26 protein-coding genes are annotated in these 25,601 nt (G+C 70.2%); 10 read left to right on the top strand and 16 right to left on the bottom strand.

Annotation, left to right across the window (positions count from 1 at the left end; genetic code table 11):
- The first annotated feature begins 20 nt into the window (after window positions 1-20).
- From gpmI to RSP_RS13020, 4 genes are read left to right on the top strand one after another with little or no spacing between them, the layout of a single operon-like run.
- Window positions 21-1,541 (top strand): 2,3-bisphosphoglycerate-independent phosphoglycerate mutase, encoded by a 1,521-nt coding sequence (gene gpmI, locus RSP_RS13035; protein WP_011338604.1) that lies wholly within the window; start codon window positions 21-23, stop codon window positions 1,539-1,541.
- Window positions 1,538-2,650, top strand: coding sequence for a murein hydrolase activator EnvC family protein (locus RSP_RS13030; protein WP_011338603.1), 1,113 nt, complete (start codon window positions 1,538-1,540; stop codon window positions 2,648-2,650). Before gpmI ends, RSP_RS13030 begins: the two co-directional genes overlap by 4 nt.
- Before the next feature lie 7 nt (window positions 2,651-2,657).
- Entirely contained in the window at window positions 2,658-4,004 is a 1,347-nt protein-coding gene (locus RSP_RS13025) for a S41 family peptidase (protein WP_009565257.1), read from the top strand.
- A 7-nt stretch (window positions 4,005-4,011) separates the two neighbouring features.
- On the top strand, window positions 4,012-4,500 hold the full coding sequence (locus tag RSP_RS13020; RefSeq protein ID WP_011338602.1) for an RNA pyrophosphohydrolase: 489 nt from the start codon (window positions 4,012-4,014) through the stop codon (window positions 4,498-4,500).
- 134 nt (window positions 4,501-4,634) lie between these two features.
- Here RSP_RS13020 and RSP_RS13015 read toward each other — a convergent pair whose 3' ends face one another.
- Together RSP_RS13015 and accD are read right to left on the bottom strand one after the other, a co-directional pair.
- Window positions 4,635-5,909 carry a bifunctional folylpolyglutamate synthase/dihydrofolate synthase gene (locus tag RSP_RS13015; protein ID WP_011338601.1) on the bottom strand — a complete coding sequence of 425 codons (1,275 nt, stop codon included), beginning with the start codon at window positions 5,907-5,909 and terminating at the stop codon, window positions 4,635-4,637.
- Window positions 5,906-6,859 carry an acetyl-CoA carboxylase, carboxyltransferase subunit beta gene (accD, locus tag RSP_RS13010; protein WP_002721171.1) on the bottom strand — a complete coding sequence of 318 codons (954 nt, stop codon included), beginning with the start codon at window positions 6,857-6,859 and terminating at the stop codon, window positions 5,906-5,908. The genes RSP_RS13015 and accD overlap by 4 nt, the downstream gene beginning before the upstream one ends.
- Window positions 6,860-7,224: 365 nt before the next feature.
- Here accD and RSP_RS13005 point away from each other — a divergent pair, with 365 nt between their 5' ends.
- The gene (locus RSP_RS13005) at window positions 7,225-7,749 is read left to right on the top strand and encodes a hypothetical protein (protein WP_011338600.1); all 525 of its coding nucleotides are present in this window, start codon (window positions 7,225-7,227) and stop codon (window positions 7,747-7,749) included.
- 156 nt (window positions 7,750-7,905) lie between these two features.
- Here the strand turns inward: RSP_RS13005 and RSP_RS13000 are convergent, their stop codons facing one another.
- The gene (locus tag RSP_RS13000; protein ID WP_002721169.1) at window positions 7,906-8,046 is read right to left on the bottom strand and encodes a hypothetical protein; all 141 of its coding nucleotides are present in this window, start codon (window positions 8,044-8,046) and stop codon (window positions 7,906-7,908) included.
- Between the two features lie 328 nt (window positions 8,047-8,374).
- Here RSP_RS13000 and RSP_RS12995 point away from each other — a divergent pair, with 328 nt between their 5' ends.
- Window positions 8,375-9,280, top strand: coding sequence for a LysR family transcriptional regulator (locus RSP_RS12995; protein ID WP_017139967.1), 906 nt, complete (start codon window positions 8,375-8,377; stop codon window positions 9,278-9,280).
- A 22-nt stretch (window positions 9,281-9,302) separates the two neighbouring features.
- Here the strand turns inward: RSP_RS12995 and RSP_RS12990 are convergent, their stop codons facing one another.
- From RSP_RS12990 to RSP_RS12980, 3 genes are read right to left on the bottom strand one after another with little or no spacing between them, the layout of a single operon-like run.
- Window positions 9,303-10,235: an OmpA family protein gene (locus RSP_RS12990; protein ID WP_011338598.1), complete on the bottom strand. Its 933-nt coding sequence runs from the start codon at window positions 10,233-10,235 to the stop codon at window positions 9,303-9,305.
- Window positions 10,232-10,942 (bottom strand): GNAT family N-acetyltransferase, encoded by a 711-nt coding sequence (locus tag RSP_RS12985; protein WP_011338597.1) that lies wholly within the window; start codon window positions 10,940-10,942, stop codon window positions 10,232-10,234. The genes RSP_RS12990 and RSP_RS12985 overlap by 4 nt, the downstream gene beginning before the upstream one ends.
- Before the next feature lie 3 nt (window positions 10,943-10,945).
- Window positions 10,946-11,677 carry a competence/damage-inducible protein A gene (locus RSP_RS12980; RefSeq protein WP_011338596.1) on the bottom strand — a complete coding sequence of 244 codons (732 nt, stop codon included), beginning with the start codon at window positions 11,675-11,677 and terminating at the stop codon, window positions 10,946-10,948.
- Window positions 11,678-11,751: 74 nt separating this feature from the next.
- On the opposite strand from RSP_RS12980, the gene map reads away from it, so the two are divergent.
- A complete protein-coding gene (gene map / locus RSP_RS12975; RefSeq protein WP_011338595.1) occupies window positions 11,752-12,633 on the top strand; it encodes a type I methionyl aminopeptidase in 882 nt (293 codons plus the stop codon).
- Window positions 12,634-12,826: 193 nt separating this feature from the next.
- Here the strand turns inward: map and RSP_RS12970 are convergent, their stop codons facing one another.
- The 4 genes from RSP_RS12970 to RSP_RS12950 form a co-directional block, all read right to left on the bottom strand.
- Window positions 12,827-13,711: an energy transducer TonB family protein gene (locus tag RSP_RS12970; RefSeq protein WP_011338594.1), complete on the bottom strand. Its 885-nt coding sequence runs from the start codon at window positions 13,709-13,711 to the stop codon at window positions 12,827-12,829.
- Window positions 13,708-14,133: a TonB system transport protein ExbD gene (gene exbD, locus RSP_RS12965; protein WP_011338593.1), complete on the bottom strand. Its 426-nt coding sequence runs from the start codon at window positions 14,131-14,133 to the stop codon at window positions 13,708-13,710. Before exbD ends, RSP_RS12970 begins: the two co-directional genes overlap by 4 nt.
- Window positions 14,134-14,136: 3 nt before the next feature.
- Window positions 14,137-15,186, bottom strand: a complete 1,050-nt coding sequence (gene exbB / locus RSP_RS12960) for a tonB-system energizer ExbB (protein ID WP_011338592.1) — start codon at window positions 15,184-15,186, stop codon at window positions 14,137-14,139.
- Between the two features lie 256 nt (window positions 15,187-15,442).
- Window positions 15,443-16,300 carry an SDR family oxidoreductase gene (locus RSP_RS12950; protein WP_011338591.1) on the bottom strand — a complete coding sequence of 286 codons (858 nt, stop codon included), beginning with the start codon at window positions 16,298-16,300 and terminating at the stop codon, window positions 15,443-15,445.
- A gap of 149 nt (window positions 16,301-16,449) precedes the next feature.
- Between RSP_RS12950 and RSP_RS12945 the strand changes: the two genes are divergently transcribed.
- Complete coding sequence (locus RSP_RS12945; RefSeq protein WP_002721150.1) at window positions 16,450-16,647, top strand: hypothetical protein; 198 nt, start codon at window positions 16,450-16,452, stop codon at window positions 16,645-16,647.
- Window positions 16,648-16,894: 247 nt separating this feature from the next.
- Here the strand turns inward: RSP_RS12945 and RSP_RS12940 are convergent, their stop codons facing one another.
- The 3 genes from RSP_RS12940 to RSP_RS12930 form a co-directional block, all read right to left on the bottom strand.
- Complete coding sequence (locus RSP_RS12940; RefSeq protein ID WP_011338590.1) at window positions 16,895-17,671, bottom strand: 3'(2'),5'-bisphosphate nucleotidase CysQ; 777 nt, start codon at window positions 17,669-17,671, stop codon at window positions 16,895-16,897.
- The gene (locus tag RSP_RS12935) at window positions 17,658-19,001 is read right to left on the bottom strand and encodes a TldD/PmbA family protein (RefSeq protein ID WP_011338589.1); all 1,344 of its coding nucleotides are present in this window, start codon (window positions 18,999-19,001) and stop codon (window positions 17,658-17,660) included. The genes RSP_RS12940 and RSP_RS12935 overlap by 14 nt, the downstream gene beginning before the upstream one ends.
- 270 nt (window positions 19,002-19,271) lie before the next feature.
- Complete coding sequence (locus RSP_RS12930) at window positions 19,272-20,801, bottom strand: DUF2125 domain-containing protein (RefSeq protein WP_002721144.1); 1,530 nt, start codon at window positions 20,799-20,801, stop codon at window positions 19,272-19,274.
- A 123-nt stretch (window positions 20,802-20,924) separates the two neighbouring features.
- On the opposite strand from RSP_RS12930, the gene RSP_RS12925 reads away from it, so the two are divergent.
- Together RSP_RS12925 and RSP_RS12920 are read left to right on the top strand one after the other, a co-directional pair.
- Entirely contained in the window at window positions 20,925-21,677 is a 753-nt protein-coding gene (locus tag RSP_RS12925) for an SDR family oxidoreductase (RefSeq protein WP_011338588.1), read from the top strand.
- Window positions 21,674-22,294: an enoyl-CoA hydratase/isomerase family protein gene (locus tag RSP_RS12920; protein WP_002721140.1), complete on the top strand. Its 621-nt coding sequence runs from the start codon at window positions 21,674-21,676 to the stop codon at window positions 22,292-22,294. The genes RSP_RS12925 and RSP_RS12920 overlap by 4 nt, the downstream gene beginning before the upstream one ends.
- A 125-nt stretch (window positions 22,295-22,419) precedes the next feature.
- On the opposite strand, the gene RSP_RS12915 is transcribed toward RSP_RS12920, so the two are convergent.
- The 3 genes from RSP_RS12915 to RSP_RS12905 all read right to left on the bottom strand — a co-directional run bounded on the left by RSP_RS12915 (window position 22,420) and on the right by RSP_RS12905 (window position 25,520).
- A complete protein-coding gene (locus RSP_RS12915) occupies window positions 22,420-23,745 on the bottom strand; it encodes a TRAP transporter large permease (RefSeq protein WP_011338587.1) in 1,326 nt (441 codons plus the stop codon).
- A 1-nt stretch (window position 23,746) separates the two neighbouring features.
- The gene (locus RSP_RS12910; protein WP_002721136.1) at window positions 23,747-24,430 is read right to left on the bottom strand and encodes a TRAP transporter small permease; all 684 of its coding nucleotides are present in this window, start codon (window positions 24,428-24,430) and stop codon (window positions 23,747-23,749) included.
- An 85-nt stretch (window positions 24,431-24,515) separates the two neighbouring features.
- Window positions 24,516-25,520 (bottom strand): TRAP transporter substrate-binding protein, encoded by a 1,005-nt coding sequence (locus RSP_RS12905; RefSeq protein WP_002721134.1) that lies wholly within the window; start codon window positions 25,518-25,520, stop codon window positions 24,516-24,518.
- Window positions 25,521-25,601 lie beyond the last annotated feature (81 nt).

The following is a 25,601-nucleotide window of genomic DNA, read 5'->3' as shown; positions in this document are numbered from 1 at the left end:
TTCCAGCGAAAGGCCCTTCCATGACCGCACCGAAACCCGTCGTCCTCTGCATCCTCGACGGCTGGGGGCTTCGTGCCGAGCGCGAGGCGAATGCCGTGGCGCTGGCCGAAACCCCGACCTTCGACCGGCTGATGGCGACCTGCCCGAACGCGACCCTCGTCACCCACGGCCCGGATGTGGGACTGCCGCGGGGCCAGATGGGCAATTCCGAGGTCGGGCACACCAACATCGGCGCGGGCCGCGTGGTGGCGATGGACCTTGGCGCCATCGACCTTGCCATCGAGGAGGGGTCGTTTCCGCAAAACCCGGCGCTGCGCGACTTCATCGGGAAGGTGAAGGCCAAAAGCGGCACGGCGCATCTGATGGGCGTCGTCTCGGACGGCGGCGTGCACGGGCATATCCAGCATCTCATCAGCGCGGTCGAGGTTCTGGCGGGCGAGGGCATTCCGGTCGTAATCCATGCGATCACCGACGGGCGCGACGTGGCCCCCACCTCGGCGGGCGAGTTCGTGGGCCAGCTCGTGCGGGTGCTGCCCGAGGGCGCCCGTATCGGCACGGTCATCGGCCGCTACTGGGCGATGGACCGCGACAAGCGGTGGGACCGGGTGAAGCGCGCCTCCGACGCGATGCTCCATGCCACGGGCGAGCACGCGCCCGACGCCGAGGCCGCGGTGGCGGCCGCACTGGCGCGGGGCGAGACCGACGAATTCATCGCGCCGACCGTGGTCGGCGACTATGCAGGCGCCCGCGACGGCGACGGCTTCTTCTGCCTCAACTTCCGCGCCGACCGGGCGCGCGAGATCCTCGCCGGTCTCGCCCAGCCGGGCTTCGACGCCTATGACACGGGCGCGCGGCCGGACTGGTCGGCCTTCCTCGGGATGGTCGACTATTCCAAGGAGCATGACCGCTTCATGACCACGGCCTATCCCAAGCCCGTGATCCGCAACACGCTGGGCGAATGGGTGGCGAGCCATGGGCTGCGGCAGTTCCGCATCGCGGAAACCGAGAAATATCCCCATGTCACCTTCTTCCTGAACGGCGGCCGCGAGGCGCCGGAGACGGGCGAGGATCGCTACATGGCCAATTCGCCCAAGGTCGCGACCTACGACCTCCAACCGGAGATGTCCGCCCCCGACGTGAGCGACCATCTCGTCGAGGCCATCGGCGCGGGCTATGACCTGATCGTGGTGAACTACGCCAACCCCGACATGGTGGGCCACACGGGCGATCTGAAGGCCGCCATGGCCGCCGTCGAAGAGGTGGACCGCGGGCTCGGCCGGGCGGTCGAGGCGGTGACGAAGGCGGGCGGGGCCATGATCGTGACGGCCGATCACGGCAACTGCGAGACGATGGTCGATCCCGAAACCGGCGGCCCGCACACGGCGCACACCACGAACCCGGTGCCGGTGATCCTCGTGAACGGGCCTGCGGGTGCGCGCCTCCATGCGGGCCGTCTCGCCGATCTCGCGCCGACGCTGCTGCAACTCATGCAGCTGCCTCAGCCCGAGGAGATGACCGGGCGGAGCCTGATCGACGCATGATCCGCGCGCTCGTCCTTGCGCTGGGCCTTCTCGCCACGCCGGCCGCGGCCGTGACCGTGGCGCAGGAGGCAGCGCAGGCGGCGCGCGACCTGCAGGCGGCGGTGACGGCGCTGCAAGAGGCCAAGGGTGCGCGCGACCGGGTCTCGGCGCTGACGACCACGATCCGCGCCTACGAGCGCGGGCTCGCCGCGCTGCGCGAGAACCTGCGGCAGGCGGCGATCCGCGAGTCGGTGCTCGAGATGCTGCTCGAGGCCAAACGGGACGAGATCGCGCAGCTGCTGGGCGTGCTCGCGCGGATGGATGCACGGCCGGGGCCGCTCCTTCTGATGCATCCTGCGGGGCCGCTCGGCACAGCGCGCTCAGGCATGATCCTGTCGGATGTGACGCCCGCGCTTCTGGCGCAGGCCGAGTCGCTCCGCCAGCAGGTGAGCGAGATGCGCGACTTGCGCGAGTTGCAGACCGCCGCGGGCAGGACGCTGGCCGAAGGGCTGGCCGCGGCGCAGGAGGCCCGGACGGCGCTGAGCCAGGCCATCGGCGACCGGGTGGACCTGCCCACGCGCTTCACCGACGACCCGGCGGTGCTGAAGGGGCTTTTGGAAAGCGCCGACACGCTCGACGCCTTCGCGGGCGGGCTGGCCACCGGCGATCCCGACGCCGCGGCGCGCGATTTCGAGGCGGCGCGCGGGCGGCTGCCGCTGCCGGTGCTGGGCACGATCCTCCGGCGGGCGAACGAGGCGGATGCGGCGGGCGTGCGCCGGCCGGGCATCCTGATCGCGGCCCGGCCGCAGGCGCTGGTGACCGCGCCCTGGCCCGCCACGATCCGCTACCGCGGGCCGCTTCTCGACTACGGAAATGTGATGATCCTCGAGCCCGGCGCCGGCTATCTGCTGGTGTTGGCGGGTCTGGGCACCGTCTATGGTGAGACGGGAGAGGTGGTCGCCGCCGGCGCACCGCTCGGGCTGATGGGGGGCGAGCCGCGCCCTGCCGGTCCTGCGGCCTCAGGCGGAGAGGGCGCTGGCGCTCGGGATACGGAAACGCTTTACTTGGAATTGAGGCAAGGAGCCGAGCCGGTCGATCCGGCGGACTGGTTCGAGGCAAACGGGGAATAGGACCGCCATGAGGAAATACATGATGGCCGCGCTCGGCGGCACGGTGGCCGGCGTCCTGCTGGCGACCCAGGTGGCGGGGCCCCTCATCGCGCAGGAGCAGCAGCGGTCGAAATCGGTCTACGAGCAGCTCGACCTGTTCGGCGACATCTTCGAGCGCATCCGCGCGCAATATGTCGAGGAAGTGGAGACCGACAAGCTGATCGAGGCCGCGATCAACGGGATGCTGACCTCGCTCGATCCGCATTCGAGCTACCTGCCGCCCGACGATTTCGACGACATGCAGGTGCAGACCCGCGGCGAGTTCGGCGGCCTCGGCATCGAGGTCACGCAGGAGGAGGGCTTCGTCAAGGTCGTGTCGCCGATGGACGGCACCCCCGCGGACGCGGCCGGCATCCAGTCCGGCGACTTCATCACCCATGTGAACGGCGAATCCGTTCTGGGCCTGACGCTCGATCAGGCGGTGGACATGATGCGCGGGCCGGTCGGCTCCGAGATCCTCATCACGGTGGTGCGCGAAGGCACCCCCGAGCCCTTCGACGTCTCGATCGTCCGCGACACGATCAAGCTCGTGGCCGCCCGCAGCCGCGTGGTGGGCAACACGGTCGTCGTGCGGCTGACCACCTTCAACGACCAGACCTTCTCGGGCCTGAAGGAGGGTCTCGAGAAGGAGATCAAGGCGCTCGGCGGCGAGGACAAGATCAACGGCGTGGTGCTCGACCTGCGCAACAACCCCGGCGGGCTCCTGACCCAGGCGATCCAGGTCTCGGACGCCTTCCTCGACAAGGGCGAGATCGTCTCGACGCGCGGCCGCGCCGCGGGCGACGGCGAGCGGTTCAACGCGACGCCGGGCGATCTGATCGACGGCAAGCCCATGGTCGTGCTCATCAACGGCGGGTCGGCCTCGGCCTCGGAGATCGTGGCGGGCGCGCTGCAGGACCATCGCCGCGCCATCGTCGTGGGCACCAAGAGCTTTGGCAAGGGATCGGTCCAGACCGTGATCCCGCTGCGGGGCGAGGGGGCCATGCGGCTGACCACGGCGCGCTACTACACGCCCTCGGGCCGCTCGATCCAGGCGCTCGGCGTGGCGCCCGACATCGTGGTGAACCAGCCGCCCGCGAAGCCCGCCGTCCCCGAGGAGGAGGAGAGCCCCGCGACGAGCGCCGCCCGCAACCGGTCGGAGGCCGACCTGCGCGGCGTCCTGTCGAACGATTCGATGACCGAGGACGAGAAGAAGCAGCTGGAAGCCGACCGCGCCCGGGCCGAGGAATCCGCGAAACTGCGCGACGAGGATTACCAGCTCGCCTATGCGGTGGACATCCTCAAGGGCCTCTCGGCCATCGAAGTGAAGCCCTGAGGCGGCCATGGAGCGCACGATCGATCCCCTGACGCTGCCCTACCGCCCCTGCGTGGGCATCGTGCTCATCAACCGCGAGGGTCTGATCTTCGCCGGGCAGCGGATCGACAGTCCGGTGCCCGCCTGGCAGATGCCGCAGGGCGGGATCGACGAGGGCGAGAAGCCCCGCGAGGCCGCGCTGCGCGAGCTGTGGGAAGAGACCGGCATTCCGGCCGAGCGGGTGGAGTTCGTGGCCAAGGCGCCGGACTGGGTGACCTACGACCTGCCGCCCGAGCTGCTGGGCAGGGTCTGGGGCGGCAAGTATCGCGGCCAGAGACAGAAATGGTTCCTCTACCGCTATCTCGGGACCGATGAAGAGGTGGGGATCGGCACGGATCATGCCGAGTTTTCCTGCTGGCGCTGGATCGGGGCCGAGGAGATGGTCGCGGCGATCGTGCCCTTCAAGCGCGCGGTCTATGAAGAGGTGGTGGCGACCTTCCGGCCGCATCTTGCCTGATCGCCGGAGAAGAGGGGGCTTCGCGCCCCCGCCGCCCCGCCCTGCGGGCGGAGCGACTCCCCCGCGGGATATTTGGGCAGAGTGAAAGCGGGTCGGACCGTCTCGTGCAGGCTGCGCCGCAGATCGGCGCAGGGTCAGCCGTTCTCGCGCAGGATCGCGCCGGCGAGATAGAGCGAGCCGCAGATCAGCACGCGGGCGGCGGGGTTTTCGGCGGCGATGGACGCGAGGGCGTCGGCGACTGAGGGCGCCGTGCAGGCTGCGATGCCTGCGGCGCGGGCGGCGGTGGCGGTGGCCTCCGCGGGGAGCGTGTTGGCCTCGCCCGGGATCGAGACCGCATGGAGGCGCGTCACATGGGGGGCGAGCGGGCGCATGTAGCCCTTGACGTCCTTGGTGTTCAGCATCCCGCAGATGAGATGGGTGGGCCGCGGCGCCATCCGCGACAGCGTGGCCGCCACTGCAGCGCCGCCCGCGGGGTTGTGGCCGCCGTCGAGCCAGAGCTCGATCCCCGGCGCGCTCCGGGGAAGCGGTCCTTGGCGCAGGCGCTGCATCCGGGCGGGCCAGTCGGCGCGGGTGAGGGCCGCCTCGCAGGCGGCCTCGGGCGCGCCGAGATGGCGCAGCGCCATCAGGGCCGCGCCGGCATTCTGGATCTGGTGCGGCCCGGGCAGGACCGGGAGCGGCAGATCGAGAAGGCCCGCCTCGTCCTGGAATACCGTCCGGCCGCGCTCTTCCCAGACCTGCCACTGCTGGCCGTGGGCGAGGAGGGGCGCGCCGAGACGGGCCGCGCGCGCCTCGATGACCTCGAGCGCCGTGGCCTGCTGCGGGCCCACCACGCAGGGCACGCGGCGCTTGAGGATGCCCGCCTTCTCGGCCGCGATCTCGGGCAGGGTCTCGCCCAGATACTGCTGATGGTCGATCGAGACCGGGGTCACGATGGTGAGCCGCGGATCCTCGACCACGTTGGTGGCATCGAGCCTGCCGCCGAGGCCCACCTCGAGGAGCGTGTAATCGGCGGGCGTGCGCGCGAAGGCGAGGAAGGCCGCGCAGGTGGTGATCTCGAAGAAGGTGATGGGCTCGGGACCGTTTGCCGCGAGACATTCGTCGAGGAGGGCGGCCAGCGCGGGCTCGGAGATCAGGCTGCCGGCGAGCCGGATTCGCTCGTGGAAGCGGGCCAGATGGGGCGAGGTATAGGCGTGCACCTTCAGCCCCTGCGCCTCGAGACCGGCCCGGATCATCGCCTGGGTCGAGCCCTTGCCGTTGGTGCCCGCGATATGGATCACCGGCGGCAGCGACCGCTCGGGATGGCCGAGGGCCTGCAGCAGCCGGTGCACCCGGTCGAGCGTCAGGTCGATGATCTTCGGATGCAGCGACATCATCCGCTGCAGGATGAGGTCGGAGGCGGGCAGGCTCACTCGGCGGCCTTGTCGTCGACCACCGCCTCCGGCGTCGGCGGCGGCGGCAGGTCGATCACCGGCTTCGGCTCGGGCGCAGGCAGGTCGCCCTTGATCGCCGGCGGCTGGTTCATCAGCATCCGGATGATGGTGACCAGCTCCTCGCGCATCGCCTTGCGGTGGGTCACCCGGTCGAGCATCCCGTGGTCGAGCAGATATTCGGCGCGCTGGAAGCCCTCGGGCAGCTTCTCGCGGATCGTCTGCTCGATCACGCGGGGGCCGGCGAAGCAGATCAGCGCATTGGGCTCGGCGATCTGCACGTCGCCCAGCATCGCATAGGAGGCGGTGACGCCGCCCGTGGTCGGGTGGGTCAGGATGCAGATGTAGGGCAGGCCCGCCTCGCGCAGCATCTGCACCGCCACCGTCGTGCGCGGCATCTGCATGAGCGACAAGATCCCCTCCTGCATCCGCGCGCCGCCGGCGGCGGCAAACAGGATGAGCGGGCATTTGAGCTTCACCGCGCGCTCGGCGGCGGCGATGATGGCATTGCCCACATACATGCCCATGGAGCCCGCCATGAAGCTGAAGTCCTGGGCCGCGGCCACCACCTGCGTCCGGGCGATCTCGCCCTCGACGACCAGCATGGCTTCCTTCTCGCCCGTGGTCTTCTGCGCCGCCTTCATCCGGTCGGGATAGCGCTTCTGGTCGCGGAACTGGAGCGGGTCGGCGAGCGGCACCGGCACCTCGACCTCGGTGAAGATCCCGCCGTCGAAGAGCGCGGCGAACCGGTCCCGCGGGCTGATGTTCATGTGGTGGTCGCAGGTGGAGCAGACGTTCAGGTTCTCGGCCAGCTCGCGGTGGAAGAGCATCGTCCCGCACTCCGGGCACTTGGTCCAGAGGTTCTCCGGCACCTCGCGGCGCGAAAAGAGCGAGTTGATCTTCGGGCGGACGTAGTTGGAGATCCAGTTCATGCGGGCAAGCCTTCCGGTCGCGGCGATGGTGCCGAGATAGTCCGGAGGGGCGGGAAATGCAATCGCGCGGGCTGCCCCTGTGACGCCCGCGCGCGGGGAGAGGGGGCATGCGGCGGACGCGCCTTGGGACAGATCACGGCAATCCGGGGTGAGTGGGCGCAGCGTCCGTGAAGGTGTCGCGGATCCGGGGCCCGTGCGTGCCGCTCTGCGCCGAAAGCTGCCGGTGGACCGGCAGGTCGCGCCTTGCCCGCTGCGGGAGCGGCCGCTATGCCCGTGCCCACCGACCGGAGACCTGCCATGAGACAGCCCTTCCTCGCGCCCCATCCCCGCGCCCGAGACTGCGGCGCCTGCTTCGGAGGAGACGCATGAGGCATCTTCTCCTCGCAGGCCTCCTCGCCCTCTTTCCGGCCCTGCCTGCCGTGGCGGAGGGCGTGCGCGTCGCGGCGCCCGCCGGCTACTGCATCGTCCGCGAGCCCGGGACCGGGCCGGGCCTCGTGCTGATGGGTCGCTGTGCAGGCGTGACCGATCGCCCGCCTGCGGTTCTGACCGCGACGGTCGGCGTGCCCGGCTCGGGCATCGACGTGGCGCGGCGGGGGCAGGATCTGGCGGCCTATTTCCAGTCGGCGGCGGGGCGGAAGGCTCTGAGCGCCTCGGGTCGTGCCGATAGCGTGCAGGTTCTCGAGGCGCTGGGGCGGGGGAAGGCCTTCCTGATCCGGATCCGGGACCGGAGCCGCGGGGCGCCGCCGGAGAGCTGGCGCGCGGTGCTCACGCTGAACGGGCGGATGGTGACGTTGACGGCCTCGGGCACGGGGAAAGCCCCGCTCGGGCGCGAGAACGGAAAGCGCCTGATGGTGAGCTTCGTCGATGCAATGGAAGCGGCGAACCGCTAGGGCCGCGGCAGGCCCACTGGGAGACCGCGGTCTCGGGCGCGTCGTGGAGAGAGGGGAAAAGAGGGGAGCCGGGCGTCGGGAGGGGTCTGCCTCAGACCGCACCTGGGGCTCTGCCGGGACGACGGGCCCTGTGCCCGCCGTCGTGGCAGCGAAGGATCAATCGCGGTTGTAGTAGCCGTACATCTGCTCCAGCGCGCTCAGATTGCGAAGCTGACGGGTGTTCCGCTCGGGCGTGAAATAGGCCGGCACGGTTTCGGCGGCCTGAGCGGCGGTCATCGGGCGGGGATCGTGTATCATGGTCGTTCTCCTTTGCCCCCCGATATAAACCCCTCAATTCTGATGACTTCTCCCAAAAGGCGCATGCCACCCATGCCGTCGCTGCAACGCAGCGCGACGCGATGACGCAATTTTGTTGCGTCTTGGCGCTTGGGGAGGTGACATTCTGTCCGGCGCGCCGTCGAAGCTGCGGCGCGAGGGCGCAGGCCCCTGTCCCGGCACGGCGACTCACCCCGATGCCTGCCCCGGGCTTTCCGGCCATAAATCCCGGACTTGCCTGTTGCTTTCCGCAATCCTGCCCGATTTGCCACCCATGAGGGCAGGGTCCGGACAGTGCACGGGAGCCGCCATGGATCGACTGACGGAAATGGAAGCCTTCGCCATGGTGGTGGATCAGGGCGGCTTCACCGATGCGGCCCGGAAGATGGGGATCTCCAAGTCCGCCGTCTCGAAACATGTCTCGGCGCTCGAGGCGCGGCTGGGGGCGCGGCTTCTCAACCGCACCACCCGCCGGGTCTCGCCCACGGAGATCGGGCTCGCCTATTACGACCGGGCGCGGCGGGTGCTGACCGACGCGGGCGAGGCGGATGCGCTGGTGACCTCGATGCAGACCGCGCCGTCGGGACACCTGCGCCTCTCGGTCGCGACGGATTTCGGCGTGGCCCTGCTGGCGCCGATCCTCGCGGAGTTCCTGCTCGACTATCCCGACATCACCGTGACCATGGTGCTGAACAACCGCAGCGTCGAGCTGATCTCGGAAGGGTTCGACATGGCGATCCGCGTGGGCGATCTCGAGGATTCGAGCCTGCGCGCACGCAAGCTGACCGAGACCACCCGGCGGATGATCGCGTCTCCGGGCTATCTCCAGCGGCACGGGCGGCCGATGAAGATCGACGACCTCACCGATCACAGGCTGCTCTATCATTCGACGCAGGCGCACGGAAACGTCTGGCGGCTCCTGTCACCCTCGGGCGAGCCGCGGCAGGTGCGGGCGCCGGGCTTTCTGACCGTGAACGACGGCCATTCGCTGCTCAAGGCGGCGGTCTCGGGGCTGGGCATCGCCCATCTGCCCGAGTTCCTCTTCGCGGAGGCCATGCGTGCGGGGCTGGTCGAGGAGGTGCTGCCGGACCTGCCGGTCGAGACGCTGGGCATCCATGCCATCTATCCCGCGGGCCGGTTCACCCAGCCCAAGGTGCGCGCCTTCATCGACTTCCTCGTGCGCCGCTTTCTGGAAAAGGGGCCGATCGGGAATTGAGGCGTGGCCTTTCCGGGCGCTCTCAGCCGGCGAGCAGCATGACTTCGACCCGGCGGTTGCGGGCGCGGCCCTCTTCGGTGCGGTTCGTGGCGCGCGGAGCGAGATAGCCCACGCCGTCCGCCGTCACCTGCGCCCCATCGACCCCGTGCCGCGCGATCAACCGCTCGCGCACCGAAACGGCCCGGGCCCGGCTCAGCGTCACATTGCCCTCGAGCCCGCCCGACGCGTCGGTATGGCCCACGATCACCACGCGCCGGGCCGGATCCTCTTTCAGCCATTGCGCCAGATCCGCGAGCGCGGGATAGGCGCGGTCCTCGAGCTCGGCCGAGCCGCTGCCGAAGACCAGTCCCTCGAGCACCGCGGCCCCCGTCTCCTCGAGCCGCAGGATGAGGGTGCCGGCGGCAGGAGCGGGGGCCTCCGCCGCGACAGGCTCGTCCGGCACGGCGACGGGGGCCGGGGGCGTGGCGGTGCGGGGCAGGGCCTCGATCACCTGCACGAAGCCCGTCGCATCCGACCGGCTGATCAGGAGGCTCACGGCCTCGGCACCTTCGGCCCCCTCGCGGATCGCCGCGAAGAAGCGGAAGTCGCCCAGATCCACATGCATCTCCGGCTCGGGCAGCACATCCGTCGCATAGCGGAAGTCGAAGCCGCCGCAGCCGCGCGTCTCGCATTCAAAGAGCGGGCGGAAGCCCTCTGCCTCCAGCGCCGCGCGGAGGGGTGCCAGAAGGTCGAGCGTCGAGGTCTCGGCCAGATCGCGCTGCCAGACGCTGCGGACGATCCGGCCCTCGATCGGGCGCATGGGCAGGCCCGCCTCGGTCCAGGGGCCCGTCGGCAGCCGGTAGCTGGCAGAGTCCTCCTCCTGCCGTTCGACGCGCGTCCAGGGCGCGCCGAGCTCGAGCGCGGCGGCGGCTCCCGGGCAGAGGATGAGGGCGGCGAGAAGGAGCTGCCGGATCATTTCAGCCGGTAGTGGTAGTGGCCCACCTCTTCCATCCCGAGCGCCTCGTAGAGCGCGCGGGCCGGCGCATTGGCGGTGGTGACGACGAGCGAGAACCAATGGGCGCCCGCGGCCTCGGCCCAGCAGGCGCCGCGGCGGATCATCGCCTGCGCCGAGCCGAGCCTGCGCAGCGCGGGCGTGACCTCGAGCGCGTGGAGCATGGCGAACGGGCCCGCCAGCCCCACGAAGGCCGCGCCCGAGGGTCGGTCGTTCTGCCGCCCGAGCAGGCAGCATTTCGGCCCCGCCACCCGCTCCATCACCGCGACGCGTTCGGGGCCGATGCCGCTCTCGGTCCAGAGATCGCGGACGATGCCGAGCGGCGGCCAGTGCGGAAAGGCCGCCATCTGCGCCGGCGGCTCGGCCGAGAGCCGCCCCACCGGGCAGGCATAGGCGGTGACGGGATCGACGATCCGGTAGCCGCGCGCGGCAAGCGCCGCGTCGAGCGGCTCGTCCCCCGCGCGGATCATGAAGAGCGGCTCCTGCCCGAGGGCCTCCATCGCGGCTTCGGCGGCGGGCAGATCCGCCTCCGTCCAGCCCTCCGCGGCGGTTGCGGCAGAAACGCGCTTGCCGCCGCCCCGACCCTCTCGGATCGTCCAGGGGCCCGAGCGCTCCAGCCGCGCCGCGGGCCAGGTGGCCTCGACGGTGGCGTAGATGTCCTCTGGGGTCATGCTCTAGCGCGCCTGCGGGAAGAGGGCGGCCAGCCGGGTCATCGCCTCCGAGATCCGCCCCGCATCGGTGCCGCGGATCACGAGGTTCGAGCCGAAGGCGCCGTTCTGCACGAAGGGATAGCTGCCCATCTGCAGGTCGGGAAACTCGGTCGCGAGCGCGCCGAAGGGACCGGCGATCTCGCCCTCCCCGCGGTCCACCCGCAGCGACTGGCTGAGCAGCGGCTCGCCCCCGGTGAGGGTCGGGATGACCGAGGCCACCATCGCCTGAAAGATGTTGGGCACGCCCGCCATCACATGCACGGTGCCCAAGGTGAATCCCGGCGCGGTCGAGACGGGGTTCTCGATCAGGGTGGCGCCTTCGGGGATGCGGGCCATGCGCTGGCGGGCCTCGTTGAACTCGAGCCCAGTGCGCGCGTAATGGGCGGCCAGCAGGTCGTAGGCGTCCTGCCGGATGCCGATCGGCACGCCGAAGGCCTCGGCCACGGCTTCGGCGGTGATGTCGTCGTGGGTCGGGCCGATGCCGCCCGAGGTGAAGACGTGATCCCAGCGCGCATCCAGCGCCCGGACCGCCTCGATGATGGCGGCGCGGTCGTCCGCCACGCAGCGGATCTCGCTCAGGCGGATGCCGTGGCGGGTCAGTTCGCCGGCGAGATAATGGCTGTTCCCGTCGCGGGTGCGGCCCGAGAGGATCTCGTCTCCGATCACGAGCATGGCGGCGGTGGGGTTCGCGGGCATCGGCTTCTCCTTCGGATCGCTCAGCTATAGGCCCCGCCGCGCGGCGTTTCAAACCTTTCGCGGCCGGCGCAGGTATGGCAAAGGAGCGGAACCTTGACTATCTTGAGACGACACCGAGACCAGAAGGATCAGTCCCAGTGGACGAGTCGCGCGGCCGCATCACCAAGAACGGCATCAGGATCTACGAGCCCGAGGATTATGCGGGCATGCGCCGGGCCGGACGGGCCGCGGCCGAGATCCTCGATCTCGTGGGGCCGCTGGTCGTGCCCGGCGCCACCACGGCCGAGATCGACCGCTTCATCACCGACGAGATCGAGCGGCGCGGGGTCACCTCGGCCACCATCGGCTACAAGGGCTATCAGCACGCCTCCTGCATCTCGGTCAACCATGTCGTCTGCCACGGCATTCCCGGCACGAAGGTGCTGAAGGACGGCGACATCCTCAACATCGACGTGACGGTGATCGTGGATGGCTGGTTCGGCGACACGAGCCGGATGTATGTGGCGGGCACCCTCGGCCGCAAGGCCGAGCGTCTGCTCGAGGTCACGCACGACGCGCTGATGAAGGGGATCGAGGTCGTGAAGCCCGGCGCCACCTTCGGCGACATCGGCGCGGCGATCCAGACCTATGTCGAGAACAACCGCATGTCGGTCGTGCGCGACTTCTGCGGCCACGGTCTCGGGCGTGTCTTCCATGCGCCGCCGAACGTGCTGCACTACGGCCGCCCCGGCACCGGGCCCGTGCTGGAAGAGGGCATGATCTTCACCATCGAGCCGATGGTGAACCTCGGCCGCCCCGAGACGAAGGTGCTCGCCGACGACTGGACCGCCGTCACCCGCGACAAGTCGCTGTCGGCGCAGTTCGAACATTCGGTAGGCGTGACCGCCGATGGCTGCGAGATCTTCACCCTCTCGCCCGCCGGCCTGTTCTACCCGACCTGGCCCACCGCCGACTGATCATTCACGCTTTCCGAGGAGCGAGGCCCGCTGCCCGTGAGGCGCGGGCCTTTTGTTACGGGCCGCAACCCGCATCCTGACGGCGGGCGTGCCCCGGCGAAGATCGCCGGATGTCGGGGGCGCGAGATGCTCCCCTGCTGCCCGGAGGAGCAGGGCGGCAGGCGCGCCCTCGCCGGAGCGCTCCTCCGCGGCCTCAGCGCGCGAAGGTGATCGGCAGGGTGAAGGTATACTGCGGATCGGTCAGCGCCGCCGGCGCAGCCGGGAACCGGCCTGCCGACTGCACCGCGCGCAGCGCGAGCTGGTCGATCCGCGGATTGCCCGACGAGCGGACCACCGACGCGCCGCCGAGCGCGCCGCCCTGCGACACCGTCAGCCGCACCGTCACCTCGCCCGCCTGACCGCGCGCGCCGCGCGTGTGGCGCTGGATGCGCTTGCGGATCTCGGCGCCCCATTTCGCCGTCAGGTTCTGCACTTGCCCGCGCGAGGCCACCGCGGCGGCACTGCCCGTCGAGCGGGTCGGCGCTGCGGCCTGCTGCGGCGGCGGAGCGGCGGCCTTCTTCACCTCGCGCTTCGGCGGATCGGGCTTTTTCTCGGGCGGCGGCGTGCGCTCGGGGCGCGGCATCGGGCGCGCATCGGGCGGGATCTCGGCCACCTCTTCCTCTTCGGGCGGCGGCGGGGGCGGTGGGTCGTAGGCGAAGGTCTCGGAGGTGGGCACCGGAATGTCGGGCAGGTCCACCGTCTCGGCCGACGGCCGGACGTCGGGCGGCGGCGGAGCCAGCTCCGGTTCCTGCTCGGCGATCTCCTCGGGCTCCGGGGCGACGGGCGCCTCGACCTGCGGCACCTCGGGCGCCGCCTCGGGGGCGGCCAGCGCCGCAGGGGCAGGGGGCACCGGCTCGAGATCGAGATAGAGCGCCTCCTGCAGGGCATCCCGGTGGCCCAGCTCCTCGACGCGGAAGGCCGCCGTGGCCGCGGCGGTCGCTGTCGCCGCCACCGTCAGCGCGGCGAGCGACCAGCCCGCCGCCTCGCGCCGCAGCCGTCCGGGCCCGAGGCTCTGCCGCCAGTCCGCATAATGGCTCATGGCGTGCCTCCCGGAAGCGCCTCCAGCCCGACCAGCGCCACCTTCAGGTAGCCCGCGCCGCGCAGCAGGTTCATCACCTCCATCAGGTCGCCGTAGGGCACCGCCTCATCCGCGCGCAGGAAGATCCGCGTGTCGCGATTGCCCTGCGTCGCCGCGTCGAGATCCGCCTGCAGCGCCGCGCGCGCGATGGCCGTGTTCTTCAGCGACAGCGTCAGATCCTTCTGCAGCGTGAGGAAAATCGGCTCTTCCGGCCGCTGGCTCTGGCTCGCGGTCGAGCCCGGCAGATCGACCGGCACATCCACCGTCGAGAGGGGCGCCGCCACCATGAAGATGATGAGCAGCACGAGGATCACGTCGATGAAGGGCGTGACGTTGATCTCGTGGTTCAGATCGTCGCCGTCGCTGCCGCGGAACCCCGCCATGGCTCAGGACCTCCCGGCGCTGCGGTAGTCGAGATCGCGGCTCAGCATCCGCTCGATGGCGGCGCCCGCATCGGCGAGGCTCAGCCGCCACGAGGCGATGGACCGCACGAAATGGTTGTAGATCACCACGGCCGGAATGGCCGCCACGAGGCCGAGGCCCGTGGCCAGCAGCGCCTCGGCGATGCCGGGGGCCACCACGGCGAGGTTCGTCGTCTGGCTCTGCGAGATGCCGATGAAGGCGTTCATGATGCCCCAGACCGTGCCGAACAGCCCGACGAAGGGCCCGACCGAGCCGATGGTGGCCAGAAGCCCGATGCCGCGCCGCAGCCGTTCGCCCGCCTGCGCCTCGACCCGCTCGAGGATCGAGCGCACGCGCTCCTTCAGGCCCGCCGTGCCGGCCAGATCGAGCGCCGCGTCCGAGCGTTGCAGTTCCTCGAAGCTCGCCCGCGCCATGAAGGCGGCCGGATCCTTGCGCCCCGCAAGACGCCGGACCGCCTCCTCGAGCGTGGCCGAGGTCTCCACGGTGGCCGCGGTCCGCGCCAGCCTGCGGCGGGCGATGGCGATCTCGACCAGCTTGAAGAGAAGCACCGTCCAGGTCACGAAGCTGGCCGCGGCGAGCAGGATCATCACCGCCTGCACCACCCAGTGCGCGGCCTCGAACATGCCCCAGGGCGTCAGATCGTGCGGGATCGGAAGGCCCGGCCCAACAGGCGCCTCTGCGGCTTCGGTGTCGAAGGCGGCCGGGGCGGGATCTGCCCCCGCGGCCGCCGGCGCCTCGGGCTCGCCCGCCGGTGCCGGGGCCTCCTGTGCGTCGGCCGCATCGGCGGGCGCCTGCGAGCCCTGCGCTTCGGGGCTGGCCGGGGCCGCGGGCGCATCGAGCGCCGGGCCCGCCTCGGGCGCGGCCGGGGGCAGGGCCGGAGCGGGTGCCGCCGTCTCGGGCGCGGGCGCCTGCATCTGGGGCGCGAGATCGGGGACGGCGGGAGGCTGCTCCTGCGCCTGGGCCGCGGCGGCGGTCAGAAGGATCAGCAGGATCGAACGCAAGAGCAAGGCCATGAGGTCTTCCGGTCTTCGGCCGCGCGGGGCGCGGAGCTTGATGTTCTGGCTTGTCTCCCGCTCGCGACGCAAGGTCGAGTCGCAGCAAGGTCACGGCTGCCCGTGCTCTACTTATGTTTACGAAAACAGTCAAGTTTCGAGGCCGCCCAAGGGCCTGCCCCCTGGCGCAGCGCGCCACGCCGGACAGGCAGCTCCTCGCGCGCGCGGACAGGCAAGGCAGCGCCCGGCCCCTTGGCGCCGGGCCGCCGGAAGCCGGTCAGATGATGGGCTTGCCGCCCGTCACCGCGATGGTCGCCCCCGACGTGTAGCTCGAGAGCGGATCGGCCAGCATCACATAGGCCGTGGCCAGTTCCGCGGGCTGTCCCGGCCGCTGCATGGGCACCTGCGTTCCGAAGTTCTTCACCTTCTCCGCAGGCATGGTCGAGGGGATGAGCGGCGTCCAGATCGGGCCCGGCGCCACGCAGTTCACCCGGATCTCCTTCTCGGCCAGCATCTGGGCGAGGCCGCCGGTGAAGTTCTGGATCGCGCCCTTGGTGGTGGCATAGGCCAGAAGATGCGGGCTCGGCGAATCGGCATTGACCGAGGCCGTGTTGATGATCGCGCTGTTCGGGCCCATATGCGGCACCGCCGCCTTCGACAGATAGAACATCGCATGGATGTTCACGCGGAAGGTCAGCTCCCATTCGTCGTCCGGGATGTCGCCCAGATCGGAGAAGCTCGCCTGATGGGCGGCATTGTTCACGAGGAGGTCGATCCGGCCGAATTCCTCGACGGCACGGTCGATCACGGCGCGGCAGTGGGCCGCGTCCTGAAGGTCGCCGCGCACCAGAACCGCCTTGCGCCCGGCTTCCGTCACCAGCCGCTCGGTCTCGGCCGCATCCTCGTCCTCGGACAGGTAGGAGATCAGCACGTCCGCCCCCTCGCGCGCGAAGGCCAGCGCCACGGCCCGGCCGATGCCGCTGTCCGCGCCGGTGATGACCGCCTTCATGTCCTGCAGGCGACCCGAGCCGCGATAGCTCTTCTCTCCGTGATCGGGTTGCGGATCGAGGCGGGAGGTCTTGCCGGGCATCGGCTGTTCCTGATCGGGGAACGGCGGTTTGGGATGGTGGGTCATCGGAGCCTCCTGTTGGGCAGGGTGGGCGGGCGCAACCGACGGGCGCCGCCGAAGTTCCGTGCGGCGAGGGCTTGCCGATCCCCGGCCCGCGCCGGAACAGAGGGCGGACGCACCCGGTTTTCCTCCTTCCAGAAAGAGGAGACGGATCCATGTCCAGCAAGCATCCGAAGACGAAGCAGCCCTTCGACGCCGACCTCAAGGGCGATCCGGGCATCGGGCGCTCGACAGGTCTGCGGCGCGGCGAGGCGCCGATGGAGGGCGAGAATACGTTCGAAGGCGACGTGATGAACGACACGAACCCCTGGGGCGGGATCGATCCCAACCAGCGCGGCCGCACGAACAAGTGAGGGCCTGCGGCGGGCGTTGCCTTGGCGGTGACGCCTGCCGTGCGCCTCGGAGCGGCGCGCTCACAGCTTCGGCAGGATCACGAGGCGGGGCAGAGGACCGGAGTCGGACAGACCCGCTCTTTTACCCGCTCGGCTCCGCCACAGTCGAAGGCGGCAGGAGATGCGGCCCGGCTGAACCGCTCTTTCCCCGCCCAGCTTTTTCACAGCCGAAGGGGCGCCGGGGACCGTCCGGGGTCTCGTCCCGCAATCAGGGCATGAGACGACGCAGCAGATCCGCATGCACGCCCGGGGCGGCGGCGATCACGCCGGGGGTCTGCGGAGGGCTGCCGTTGAAGGTCAGCGGCTGGCCGAACCGGTCGGAGACGGCGGCGCCCGCGCGGGCGGCGATCAGGCTGCCTGCGGCTATATCCCATTCCCATGCCTGACGCAGCATGAGCATCCCGTCATGCCGCCCCTCGGCAACGAGACAGAGCCGGAAGGCGAGCGAGGCGCGAAAGCTGCGCTTTACATCCGGCACGCCCCCGGGCCAGTGGCTGTCGCCGAGCGTGTGGCGCGTGGCCAGGAGCGTGGCGCCTTGGGTCTCGGTGCGCTGACTGGCGGCGATGGGCTGCCCGTCGCGCAGCGCAGGCGCGCTCTCGCCCGCGGTATAGAGCCGGTCGAGCGCCGGCAGATAGACCGCCGCGGCCACGATCCGCCCTGCCTCGGCCACGGCGAGCGAGACGGCAAAAGTATCCTCGCCCGCCATGAAGGCGCGCGTCCCGTCGATGGGATCGACGATGAAGACGCGCTCGGCCCCCTGCCGCTCTCCGCTGTCGGCGCTCTCCTCCGAAAGCCAGCCGTAATCGGGCCGTGCCGAGCGGAGCCTCTGCTCGAGCGCCTGGTTCACCGCGAGGTCGGCCTCGGTCACCGGCCCCGCATTCCCGTCCTTCTCCCACGCGCGGGGCGCATTCTTCCAGTAGCGGAGCGCGACCGGCCCCGCCGCCCGCGCGGCCTCGCTCAGCAGCGCGAGGTCACGCGCCGGCAATCGTGAGGCCCTCCACGAGGAGGCTCGGCACCCGGCTGGACAGGTGCGGCCGCGCATCGTTCGCGGGCACGATGGTCCGCAGCATGTCGCGCAGGTTACCCGCGATGGTGCATTCGTTCACCGGCCCCACGATCTCGCCGCGCTCGACCCAGAAGCCCGACGCGCCGCGCGAATAGTCGCCCGTGTTGCCGTTGATCGACGAGCCCATGAGCGAGGTCACGAGAAGGCCCGTCCCCATCTCTGCCAGCAGCTCGGCCCGCGTGGCCGTGCCGGGCGTGAGCTCGGTGTTCGAGACCGAGGGCGAGGGCGGCTGCGAGGTCGAGCGCGCAGCATTGGCCGTGCTCGCCATCTTCAGCTTCCGCGCGGTGGCGAGGTCGAGCGTCCAGCCGGTCAGGATCCCGTTCTCGACGATGGCGCGGCGGCGCGTGGGCAGCCCCTCGCCATCGAAGGGGCGCGACGAGCCGGTGCGCGGCCGCAGCGGATCTTCGATGAAGGACAGATGCGCGGGCAGCACCTGCTGTCCCAGCGCGTCGCGCAGCCACGAGCCGCCGCGGGCGATGGTGGCGCCGTTGACAGCTGACAACAGGTGGCTCATCAGCGAGGCCGCGATGCGCTCGTCATAGAGCACCGGGAAGCTGCCGGTGGGCGGCTTGCGCGAGCCCTTGCGGGCCATGGCGCGTTCGGCGGCGAGGCGGCCCACCTCGGCGGCCGCCGGCAGGTCCGCGCCGAAGATGCGGGTCTCGGCCGCCCAGTCGCGCTCCATCTGCGTGCCCGAGCCGGTGAAGGCCACGGCCGAGATCGAGCGCGAGCTGCGCGCATAGCCGCCGGAAAAGCCGTTGCTGGCCGCCAGATGCATCTCGCGGCGCGACCAGGCGCCGCCCGCCTCGACCTGAAAGATGCCGGCCGTCTCGAGCGCCGCGGCCTCGGCCGCGCGGGCATCCTCCTCCAGGGCCGCAGGCGAGGGCTCGTCGGACGGATCGACCAGCTCGAGCGCCGCCAGATCCCATCCGCGCGCGATCTCGGCGGGGTCGGCGAGGCCCGCACAGGGATCGTCGGGCGCTTCCCGCGCCATGGCGACCGCGCGCTCGGCCATGGCCGAAAGGGTGGCCTCGGAGATGTCGGAGGCCGAAACGCAGGCCTGCCGGCCGCCGAGGAGCACGCGCAGGCCCACCTCGACGCTCTCGGCCCGCTCGGCCTGCTCCAGCGCGCGCTCGCGGATGTCGATGGAGAGCGACGTGCCGCGCACCGCGATCGCATCGGCGGCCTCTGCTCCGGCGCTGCGGGCGACCTGCAGCAGCCGGTCGGTCAGGCGGTCGAGCGGTTCGGTCATGGGCTGGCTCCTCTGGGTTCCGTCCCGAGGTAATCGGGCGCGCCCGTCGTGACAAGCGCCGGAGCCGCAGGAACCGACGTTCCGTCGGGAAGAGGTGCGCGCCGATGGGACGGCGCGCGGTCTGTCTGATGGAACGGCGTTCGGTCGGACTGATCGGAAGGCGCGCAGACTGCCCGATGGGACGGCCGGGCCAGAGAGGTGCGCCGTGGCGCGGGGCCGCGATCCCGCGGAATGGAGGGCCGCCCCCGCCGCAGGGCGGGGGCGCCGAGCTTACTGGAGGCGCTGGCCGTTGGCGTAGAAGCCCTTGTCCTTGAACTCGAGCGTCGAGGTCAGCGTGTCCTCGCCCTCGCCCGGACGGGCAAAAAGGCCGAGCATCATGCGCGCGGCCATCGCCTGATCCTGCGGCACGATCCCGATGCTGACCAGCTTGTCGATCAGGGCGTTGCCACCCACCAGTTTCAGGTCGATCTGTCCCGTGGGCGCAGGCACGCCGCCGAAGGTCGTCGTGTCGCTGTTGTCGAAGGTGAGGCTGCCGTCGCCGGTCAGGTCCGCGCCCGCGATCGTGAGCTGCAGCTGATCCAGATCGAGCGCCTCGATCTGGCCCGGGGCCTTCTCGCCCAGCGTCTCGACCTGCTTGGGATCGAGCAGGTCGATGTCGAGCCGCGCCTTGCCCTTGGCATCGAGCACCAGCGTCGCCGGATCCCGCGGCAGCTGCGCCTGGGGATCGAACATGGCCCAGATCTCGTCCGAGACCTTGAAGTTGACGAGCCGGGTGAGCAGGCGGAAGTCCTGCGGCTCTTCGGAGGTCGTGACCGGCGTCAGCAGCTGGAAGGCGGCCTCGGCGTAGCTCATGTTGAACTGCGGGAACGGGATCTGGCTGCCGCTGAGGGTGAGGCTCACATTCTTCGTCCCGCCGCCGTAGGAAAGGCTGTCGCCGCTCATCGACACGTCGAGATTGCCGCCCGCGGCGCTGGCCGACCCCTTGCCCTTGTCGGTCGCATCGGCAAAGTCGAACTCGAGCGTGGCCGGGCCATAGGTGAAGCTGCCGGTCGAGGCCGCCCCCGCCTGCAGCGCCGCCGCCATGTCGGCCATGCCGAGCGTGCCCACCATTTTCCCGCTGGAGGTGCCCTTGAGGTCGGTGGCGCTGGCGCGGACATTGACCTTGCCCTTCGTCTCGGGGTCGGTCATCGCGAAGGTCATCTCGGCCACCGCGGCCGTGAAGTCGTTCGTGATGGAGCGCGTGTCGGTGCCCTCGGTGCGGTAGGTGCCGGCCACGTCGCTCATCGTCATCTCGGCCGTGAGGTTCATCTCGCGGGCCGAGACGCCGTCCACTTCCGTGACGGCGATGGTGGTCGAGGGCGCGTCGAAGGCGAGCGTGGTGGCCAGATCGTCGCCGCCCGCGACCATCACCATGCCGGGCTGGCGCAGGGCCAGCGCGAGCTCGGTCGGCTCGGGAGCGGGATTTTCGGCATCGGGCTCGTTCGGGATCGTCATCTCGACGGGGAACTCCGGCGACATGGTGATCTCCACCGTGCCGTCGCCGCGCTGCGTCAGGTTCACCTCGGGGATCGTGCCCTCGACCACGGTGCCGTCCTGCGCGAAATGCATCCGCACATCCTGCAGCTTCAGCGTGTCGCCCGTCCGGCTCTGGTTCGCGGCGGTCAGGGTCTGGCCGTAGGTGGCGCCGAGCTCCTGCCAGCTCTGCCACACCTGCTCGGGCGTCACATCGGCCTGCGCCGATCCCGCCGCAACCAGCGTCGCCAGAGCGGTGGTGCCTGCCAGTGTGCTGAAATACGTCATATGCCTTCCCCAACGCGAACAATCGGCCCACATTCTTCCGTGGGTCCTGGAGGGTCAAGCCTTTCCGTCGAATGCAAGGATCGGCTAACACGTTTGTCAGAAGGCCAGGGAAGGAGCAGCGCAATGGGCAACATGCAGGGCAAGGTCGTGGCAATCACCGGGGCCAGCCGCGGGATCGGAGCGGCCGCGGTGCGCGTCTTCGCGGCGGCGGGCGCGCGCGTCGCGCTCCTCTCCCGCAGCGGGGCCGAGATCGAGGCGCTGGCGGCCGAGGCGGGGCAGGGCGCCTTCGCCCTGACCTGCGATGTGGCCGACCGGGCCTCGGTGCAGACGGCGATCGACCGGGTGGTCGAGACGGCGGGCCGGATCGACGTGCTCATCAACAATGCGGGCGTGATCGAGCCCATCGCGCGGCTGGCGGATGCCGATCCCGACGCCTGGGACCGCGCCATCGACGTCAACCTCAAGGGCGTCTTCCACGGGATGCGGGCGGCGGTGCCGTACATGCGCGCCAGGGGCGGCACCATCATCACCGTGAGTTCCGGCGCGGCGCAGAATGCGCTCGAGGGCTGGAGCGCCTATTGCAGCTCGAAGGCGGGCGCGGCCATGCTGACCCGCTGCGCCCATCTCGAGGAGGCGGTCCACCGCATCCGCATCCTGGGCCTGTCGCCCGGGACGGTCGCGACCGAGATGCAGGACAAGATCCGCGAGAGCGGCATCAACCCGGTGAGCCGTCTCGATCCCTCGGTCCATATCCCGGCCGACTGGCCGGCGAAGGCGCTTCTGTGGATGTGCGGCCCGGGCGCGGACAAGTGGCTCGGGCAGGAGATCTCGCTGCGCGACGAGGCGATCCGGCGGGCGGTGGGGCTCGGCGCATGATCCGCATCGCGGAGGCGGAGGGGCTTCGGACCCTGACGCTCGACCGGCCGGACAAGGCCAATGCGCTGACGAAGGCCATGCTGCTCGAGATCGAGGCGGCGGTGGCGCAGGCCGCGGCCGACGGCGTGCGGGCGCTGGTCCTGACCGGCGAGGGGCGCGTCTTCTCGGCCGGGGCCGATCTCGACGAGGCGCGGGCGGGGCTCGCGGTCGACCCGGTGTGGGAGCGCGTGTCGGCGGCGGTGGCGGCTCTGCCCTGCCTGACCGTCGCCGCGCTGAATGGCACGCTGGCGGGCGGGGCCATGGGGATGGCGCTCGCCTGCGATCTGAGGATCGCCGTGCCGGGAACGAAGCTCTTCTATCCGGTGATGAAGCTCGGCTTCCGGCCGCAGCCGTCGGACGTGCGGCGGCTGAAGGCGCTGGCGGGGCCCGCGCGGGCCAAGATGATCCTGATGGGCGGCGTGAAGGCCTCGGCCGAGGAGGCGCTGGCCTGGGGTCTTCTCGACCGGATCGTGGCGCCCGAGGCGCTTCTGGCCGAGGCCGCGGCGCTGGCGGCCGATGCGCTCGGCGCGAAGGACGGCCATGGCGCGGCCATCAAGGCGATGATCGCGGAGGCCTGAGGCCCGCGCCTCGGGGCCTTTCGGAAGACCGGGCCCGAGGAGGCGCCCCCCTGCAAATGTCGAACGCCTGCCGACTTCCGTCGGCAGGCGTCCGGGTTCTCCGTCAAGGCGCCGGACCTTCGCGGTCAGCGCATGCCCAGCAGATGCGGCAGGAAGAGCGAGATCTGCGGGACGTAGGTCACGAGCAGGAGGAAGGCCAGCATCGTCAGCAGCCACGGCCAGACCGCGATGGTGAGCTCGGTGATGCCCATCTTGGTGATGCCCGAGGCCACATAGAGGTTCAGCCCCACGGGCGGGTGGCACATGCCGACCTCCATGTTCACGATGATCATGATCCCGAAATGCACCGGGTCGATCCCGAGCCGCACGGCCACCGGGAACAGGATCGGCGCCATGATGAGCACGATGGAGGAGGGCTCCATGAAGTTGCCGGCCGCGAGCAGGATGATGTTCACCGCGATGAGGAACATCCACCAGGTCAGGCCCGAATCCACCATCCACTGGCCGAGCGCCTGCGGGATGTTCTCGTGCGTGAGCAGGAAGCTGAACAGCACCGCATTGGTGATGATGTAGAGCAGCATCGCCGACATGTTGGCCGAGGCGAGCAGCACCCGCGGCACGTCCCTGAGCCCCATGTCCTTGTAGACGAAGACCGCGATCACGAAGGCATAGACGGCGCTCATGGCGGCGGCTTCGGTGGGGGTGAAGGTGCCGGTATAGATGCCGCCCATCACGATCACGATGAGCAGGAGGCCCCAGATCGCCCGGCGGAAGGCCTGCCAGCGTTCGCCCCAGCTGGCCTTCGGCAGGCGGGGATAGTCGTTCTTCCAGGCCCGATACCAGGTGGTGAGGGCGAGCGCGCCCGCCAGCATGATCCCCGGGATCACGCCCGCGATGAACATCTCGCCCACCGAGGCCGCATCGACGATGGTGCCGTCCGGCCCCTCGACCATCATCCCCGAGGTGGCCACGCAATACATCACCATCACGATGGACGGCGGGATCAGGATGCCGAGCGCGCCGCTCGTGGTGATGACGCCCGCGCCGAAGCGGGTGGGGAAGCCCTGCGCCACCATGGCGGGCAGGATGACCGAGCCGATGGCCACCACGGTCGCGGGCGAAGAGCCCGAGACGGCGGCGAAGAGGGCGCAGGCGAAGACGCCGCCGAGGCCGAGGCCCCCGTGCCAGTGGCCCACCATCGAGGTGGCGAAGGCGATCATCCGCCGCGCCACCCCGCCGTGGGTCAGGAAGTTCCCCGCGAGGATGAAGAACGGGATCGCCATGATCTCGAACTTCTCGATGCCGGTGAAGAGCTTCAGCGCCACCGTGTCGATCGGCACGGCCGTCATGGTGAAGAGGAAGGTCAGAACCGTCAGGCCGAGCGCGATCGAGATCGGCATGCCGGTCAGCATGAGGGCGATGAGACCGCCGAAGATGAGGGCTGCGTTCATCTCATTCGTCCTTCGGCTTCTCGACGAGGTCGCGCGGCGTCAGCGGCGACTTGAGGAAGGTGCTGCCGAGCACGTCGATCCCCTCGTCCTCTGTGTCCACGCCCTCGACATGGCCATGGTCGTGATGGGGCAGCTCGCCCGTGCGCGCGAAGATCACCGCCACCTGCAGGAAGCGGAAGCACATCAGCGCCGAGCCGAGCGGGATCGCCAGATAGACGAGCCACATCGGCAGCTCGAGATCGGGCGAGATCGCGCTGGTCTGGGCCATGTGCCAGACGAAATTGCCGCCGAGCGTCGCGATGATCCCGGTGAAGAGCGCGCCCGCCCCGAGACCCAGCAGGATGAAGAAGCCGCGCTTGCGCTCGTCGAGCTTGTTGATGAGCACGTCGATGCCGACATGGATGCCGGTCCGCACCCCGTAGGCCGCGCCGAACTTCGCCATCCAGACGAACAGGATGATGCAGAGCTCCTGCGCCCAGACGAGGTTGAACTCGCGCAGGCCGAGATAGGCGCTGCGCATCATGGCCGAGAGCTCGGGCATGTCGTGGCCACGGAAGAAGGCCACGCCATCGGCCAGAAGGCCCAGCGAATAGCGTTGGACGACCGAGACGAAGATCAGCCCTGTCGCCGCCGCGATGAGCGAGGCGATGAGCGTTTCCTCCAGCCGGTCGAGAAGGCGCATCATGGCGGGCCTCCTGTGGCTAGGATGTTGCGGGAAAGGGAAAGGCGGGCAGCCGGCGCGGCCGGCTGCCCGGGAGAGGTCGGATGGGTCAGTTGGTCCCGGTCGCGGCCTTCACGGCGGCGATGGTCTCGGCACCGATGCGGCCGGCCATTTCCTCATGGACGGGGGCGAGCACCTCTTCCCAGGCCGCGAGCTCTTCGGGGGTCAGCTCGTGGAACTCGGTCGTGCCCGCGTCCTTCATCGCCTGCAGCGCCTTGTCGTTCTCTTCCTTGGCGATGCCGTTGGCATAGTCGGTGGCTTCGGTCAGCGCCTTCTCGAGCCCGGCGCGCACCTCTTCGGGCAGGCCGTCCCAGAACTGCTTGTTCACGATCACCGCATAGCCGAGGTAGCCGTGGTTCGAGACCGTGGCGTGCTTCTGCACCTCGTGCATCTTCTGGGTATACATGTTCGAGGGCGGGTTCTCGGTGCCGTCCACGACGCCGGTCTGCAGCGCCTGATAGACCTCGGAGAAGGCCATGACCTGCGGCACCGCGCCGAGCGCGTTCATCTGCGCCTCGAGCACCTTCGAGGACTGGATGCGCATCTTCAGCCCGAGGAAGTCGTCGGGCGTGGCGATCGGGCTGTTGGCCGACATGATCTTGAAGCCGTTGTCCCAGTAGGCGAGGCCCTTGATGCCCTTGTCCTCGAGCTTCGAGAACAGCATCTTGCCCACTTCGCCGTTGGTCACGGTGTGCAGCGCGTCATAGCCCTTGAAGATGTAGGGCAGGTCGAAGACCTCGAAATCCTGCACGCCGAGCGGGCCGAACTTGGCCAGCGACGGGGCGAGCATCTGGACGGCGCCGAGCTGCAGCGCCTCGAGCTCTTCCTTGTCCTTGTAGAGCTGGCTGTTGGGGTAGACTTCGACATCCACCGCGCCGTCGGTGTATTTCTCCGCCAGTTCCTCGAACTTCGTGGCGCCCTTGCCCTTCGGCGTGTCGGGGGCGACGACGTGGCTGAACTTGATGACGATCGGCTGGGCGAGAGCCGGCACGGCGGCGGCGAGCGCCAGCGCGGCGGCGCCTGCCAGAGCGGCGAGGCTGCGACGGGTCAACATGGGTATCCTCCTCTGTGCCGCCCTCCCGGCGGTCCTGCCCTTCCTTGCCAGTCGCGACGGCCTGCCGCTATTGTGGGTTTC

The sequence above is a fragment of the Cereibacter sphaeroides 2.4.1 genome, assembly GCF_000012905.2.
GTDB classification, from domain to species: Bacteria; Pseudomonadota; Alphaproteobacteria; order Rhodobacterales; family Rhodobacteraceae; genus Cereibacter_A; species Cereibacter_A sphaeroides.
This window is presented reverse-complemented; position numbering and strand designations above follow the sequence as displayed.

Coding starts and splice junctions, on each gene's coding strand:
- gpmI (WP_011338604.1), top strand. CDS start 21: ATGACCGCACCGAAACCCGTCGTCCTCTGCATCCTCGACGGCTGGGGG.
- RSP_RS13030 (WP_011338603.1), top strand. CDS start 1,538: ATGATCCGCGCGCTCGTCCTTGCGCTGGGCCTTCTCGCCACGCCGGCC.
- RSP_RS13025 (WP_009565257.1), top strand. CDS start 2,658: ATGAGGAAATACATGATGGCCGCGCTCGGCGGCACGGTGGCCGGCGTC.
- RSP_RS13020 (WP_011338602.1), top strand. CDS start 4,012: ATGGAGCGCACGATCGATCCCCTGACGCTGCCCTACCGCCCCTGCGTG.
- accD (WP_002721171.1), bottom strand. CDS start 6,859: ATGAACTGGATCTCCAACTACGTCCGCCCGAAGATCAACTCGCTCTTT.
- RSP_RS13005 (WP_011338600.1), top strand. CDS start 7,225: ATGAGGCATCTTCTCCTCGCAGGCCTCCTCGCCCTCTTTCCGGCCCTG.
- RSP_RS13000 (WP_002721169.1), bottom strand. CDS start 8,046: ATGATACACGATCCCCGCCCGATGACCGCCGCTCAGGCCGCCGAAACC.
- RSP_RS12995 (WP_017139967.1), top strand. CDS start 8,375: ATGGATCGACTGACGGAAATGGAAGCCTTCGCCATGGTGGTGGATCAG.
- RSP_RS12990 (WP_011338598.1), bottom strand. CDS start 10,235: ATGATCCGGCAGCTCCTTCTCGCCGCCCTCATCCTCTGCCCGGGAGCC.
- RSP_RS12985 (WP_011338597.1), bottom strand. CDS start 10,942: ATGACCCCAGAGGACATCTACGCCACCGTCGAGGCCACCTGGCCCGCG.
- RSP_RS12980 (WP_011338596.1), bottom strand. CDS start 11,677: ATGCCCGCGAACCCCACCGCCGCCATGCTCGTGATCGGAGACGAGATC.
- map (WP_011338595.1), top strand. CDS start 11,752: ATGGCAAAGGAGCGGAACCTTGACTATCTTGAGACGACACCGAGACCA.
- RSP_RS12970 (WP_011338594.1), bottom strand. CDS start 13,711: ATGAGCCATTATGCGGACTGGCGGCAGAGCCTCGGGCCCGGACGGCTG.
- exbD (WP_011338593.1), bottom strand. CDS start 14,133: ATGGCGGGGTTCCGCGGCAGCGACGGCGACGATCTGAACCACGAGATC.
- exbB (WP_011338592.1), bottom strand. CDS start 15,186: ATGGCCTTGCTCTTGCGTTCGATCCTGCTGATCCTTCTGACCGCCGCC.
- RSP_RS12950 (WP_011338591.1), bottom strand. CDS start 16,300: ATGACCCACCATCCCAAACCGCCGTTCCCCGATCAGGAACAGCCGATG.
- RSP_RS12945 (WP_002721150.1), top strand. CDS start 16,450: ATGTCCAGCAAGCATCCGAAGACGAAGCAGCCCTTCGACGCCGACCTC.
- RSP_RS12935 (WP_011338589.1), bottom strand. CDS start 19,001: ATGACCGAACCGCTCGACCGCCTGACCGACCGGCTGCTGCAGGTCGCC.
- RSP_RS12930 (WP_002721144.1), bottom strand. CDS start 20,801: ATGACGTATTTCAGCACACTGGCAGGCACCACCGCTCTGGCGACGCTG.
- RSP_RS12925 (WP_011338588.1), top strand. CDS start 20,925: ATGGGCAACATGCAGGGCAAGGTCGTGGCAATCACCGGGGCCAGCCGC.
- RSP_RS12920 (WP_002721140.1), top strand. CDS start 21,674: ATGATCCGCATCGCGGAGGCGGAGGGGCTTCGGACCCTGACGCTCGAC.
- RSP_RS12915 (WP_011338587.1), bottom strand. CDS start 23,745: ATGAACGCAGCCCTCATCTTCGGCGGTCTCATCGCCCTCATGCTGACC.
- RSP_RS12910 (WP_002721136.1), bottom strand. CDS start 24,430: ATGATGCGCCTTCTCGACCGGCTGGAGGAAACGCTCATCGCCTCGCTC.
- RSP_RS12905 (WP_002721134.1), bottom strand. CDS start 25,520: ATGTTGACCCGTCGCAGCCTCGCCGCTCTGGCAGGCGCCGCCGCGCTG.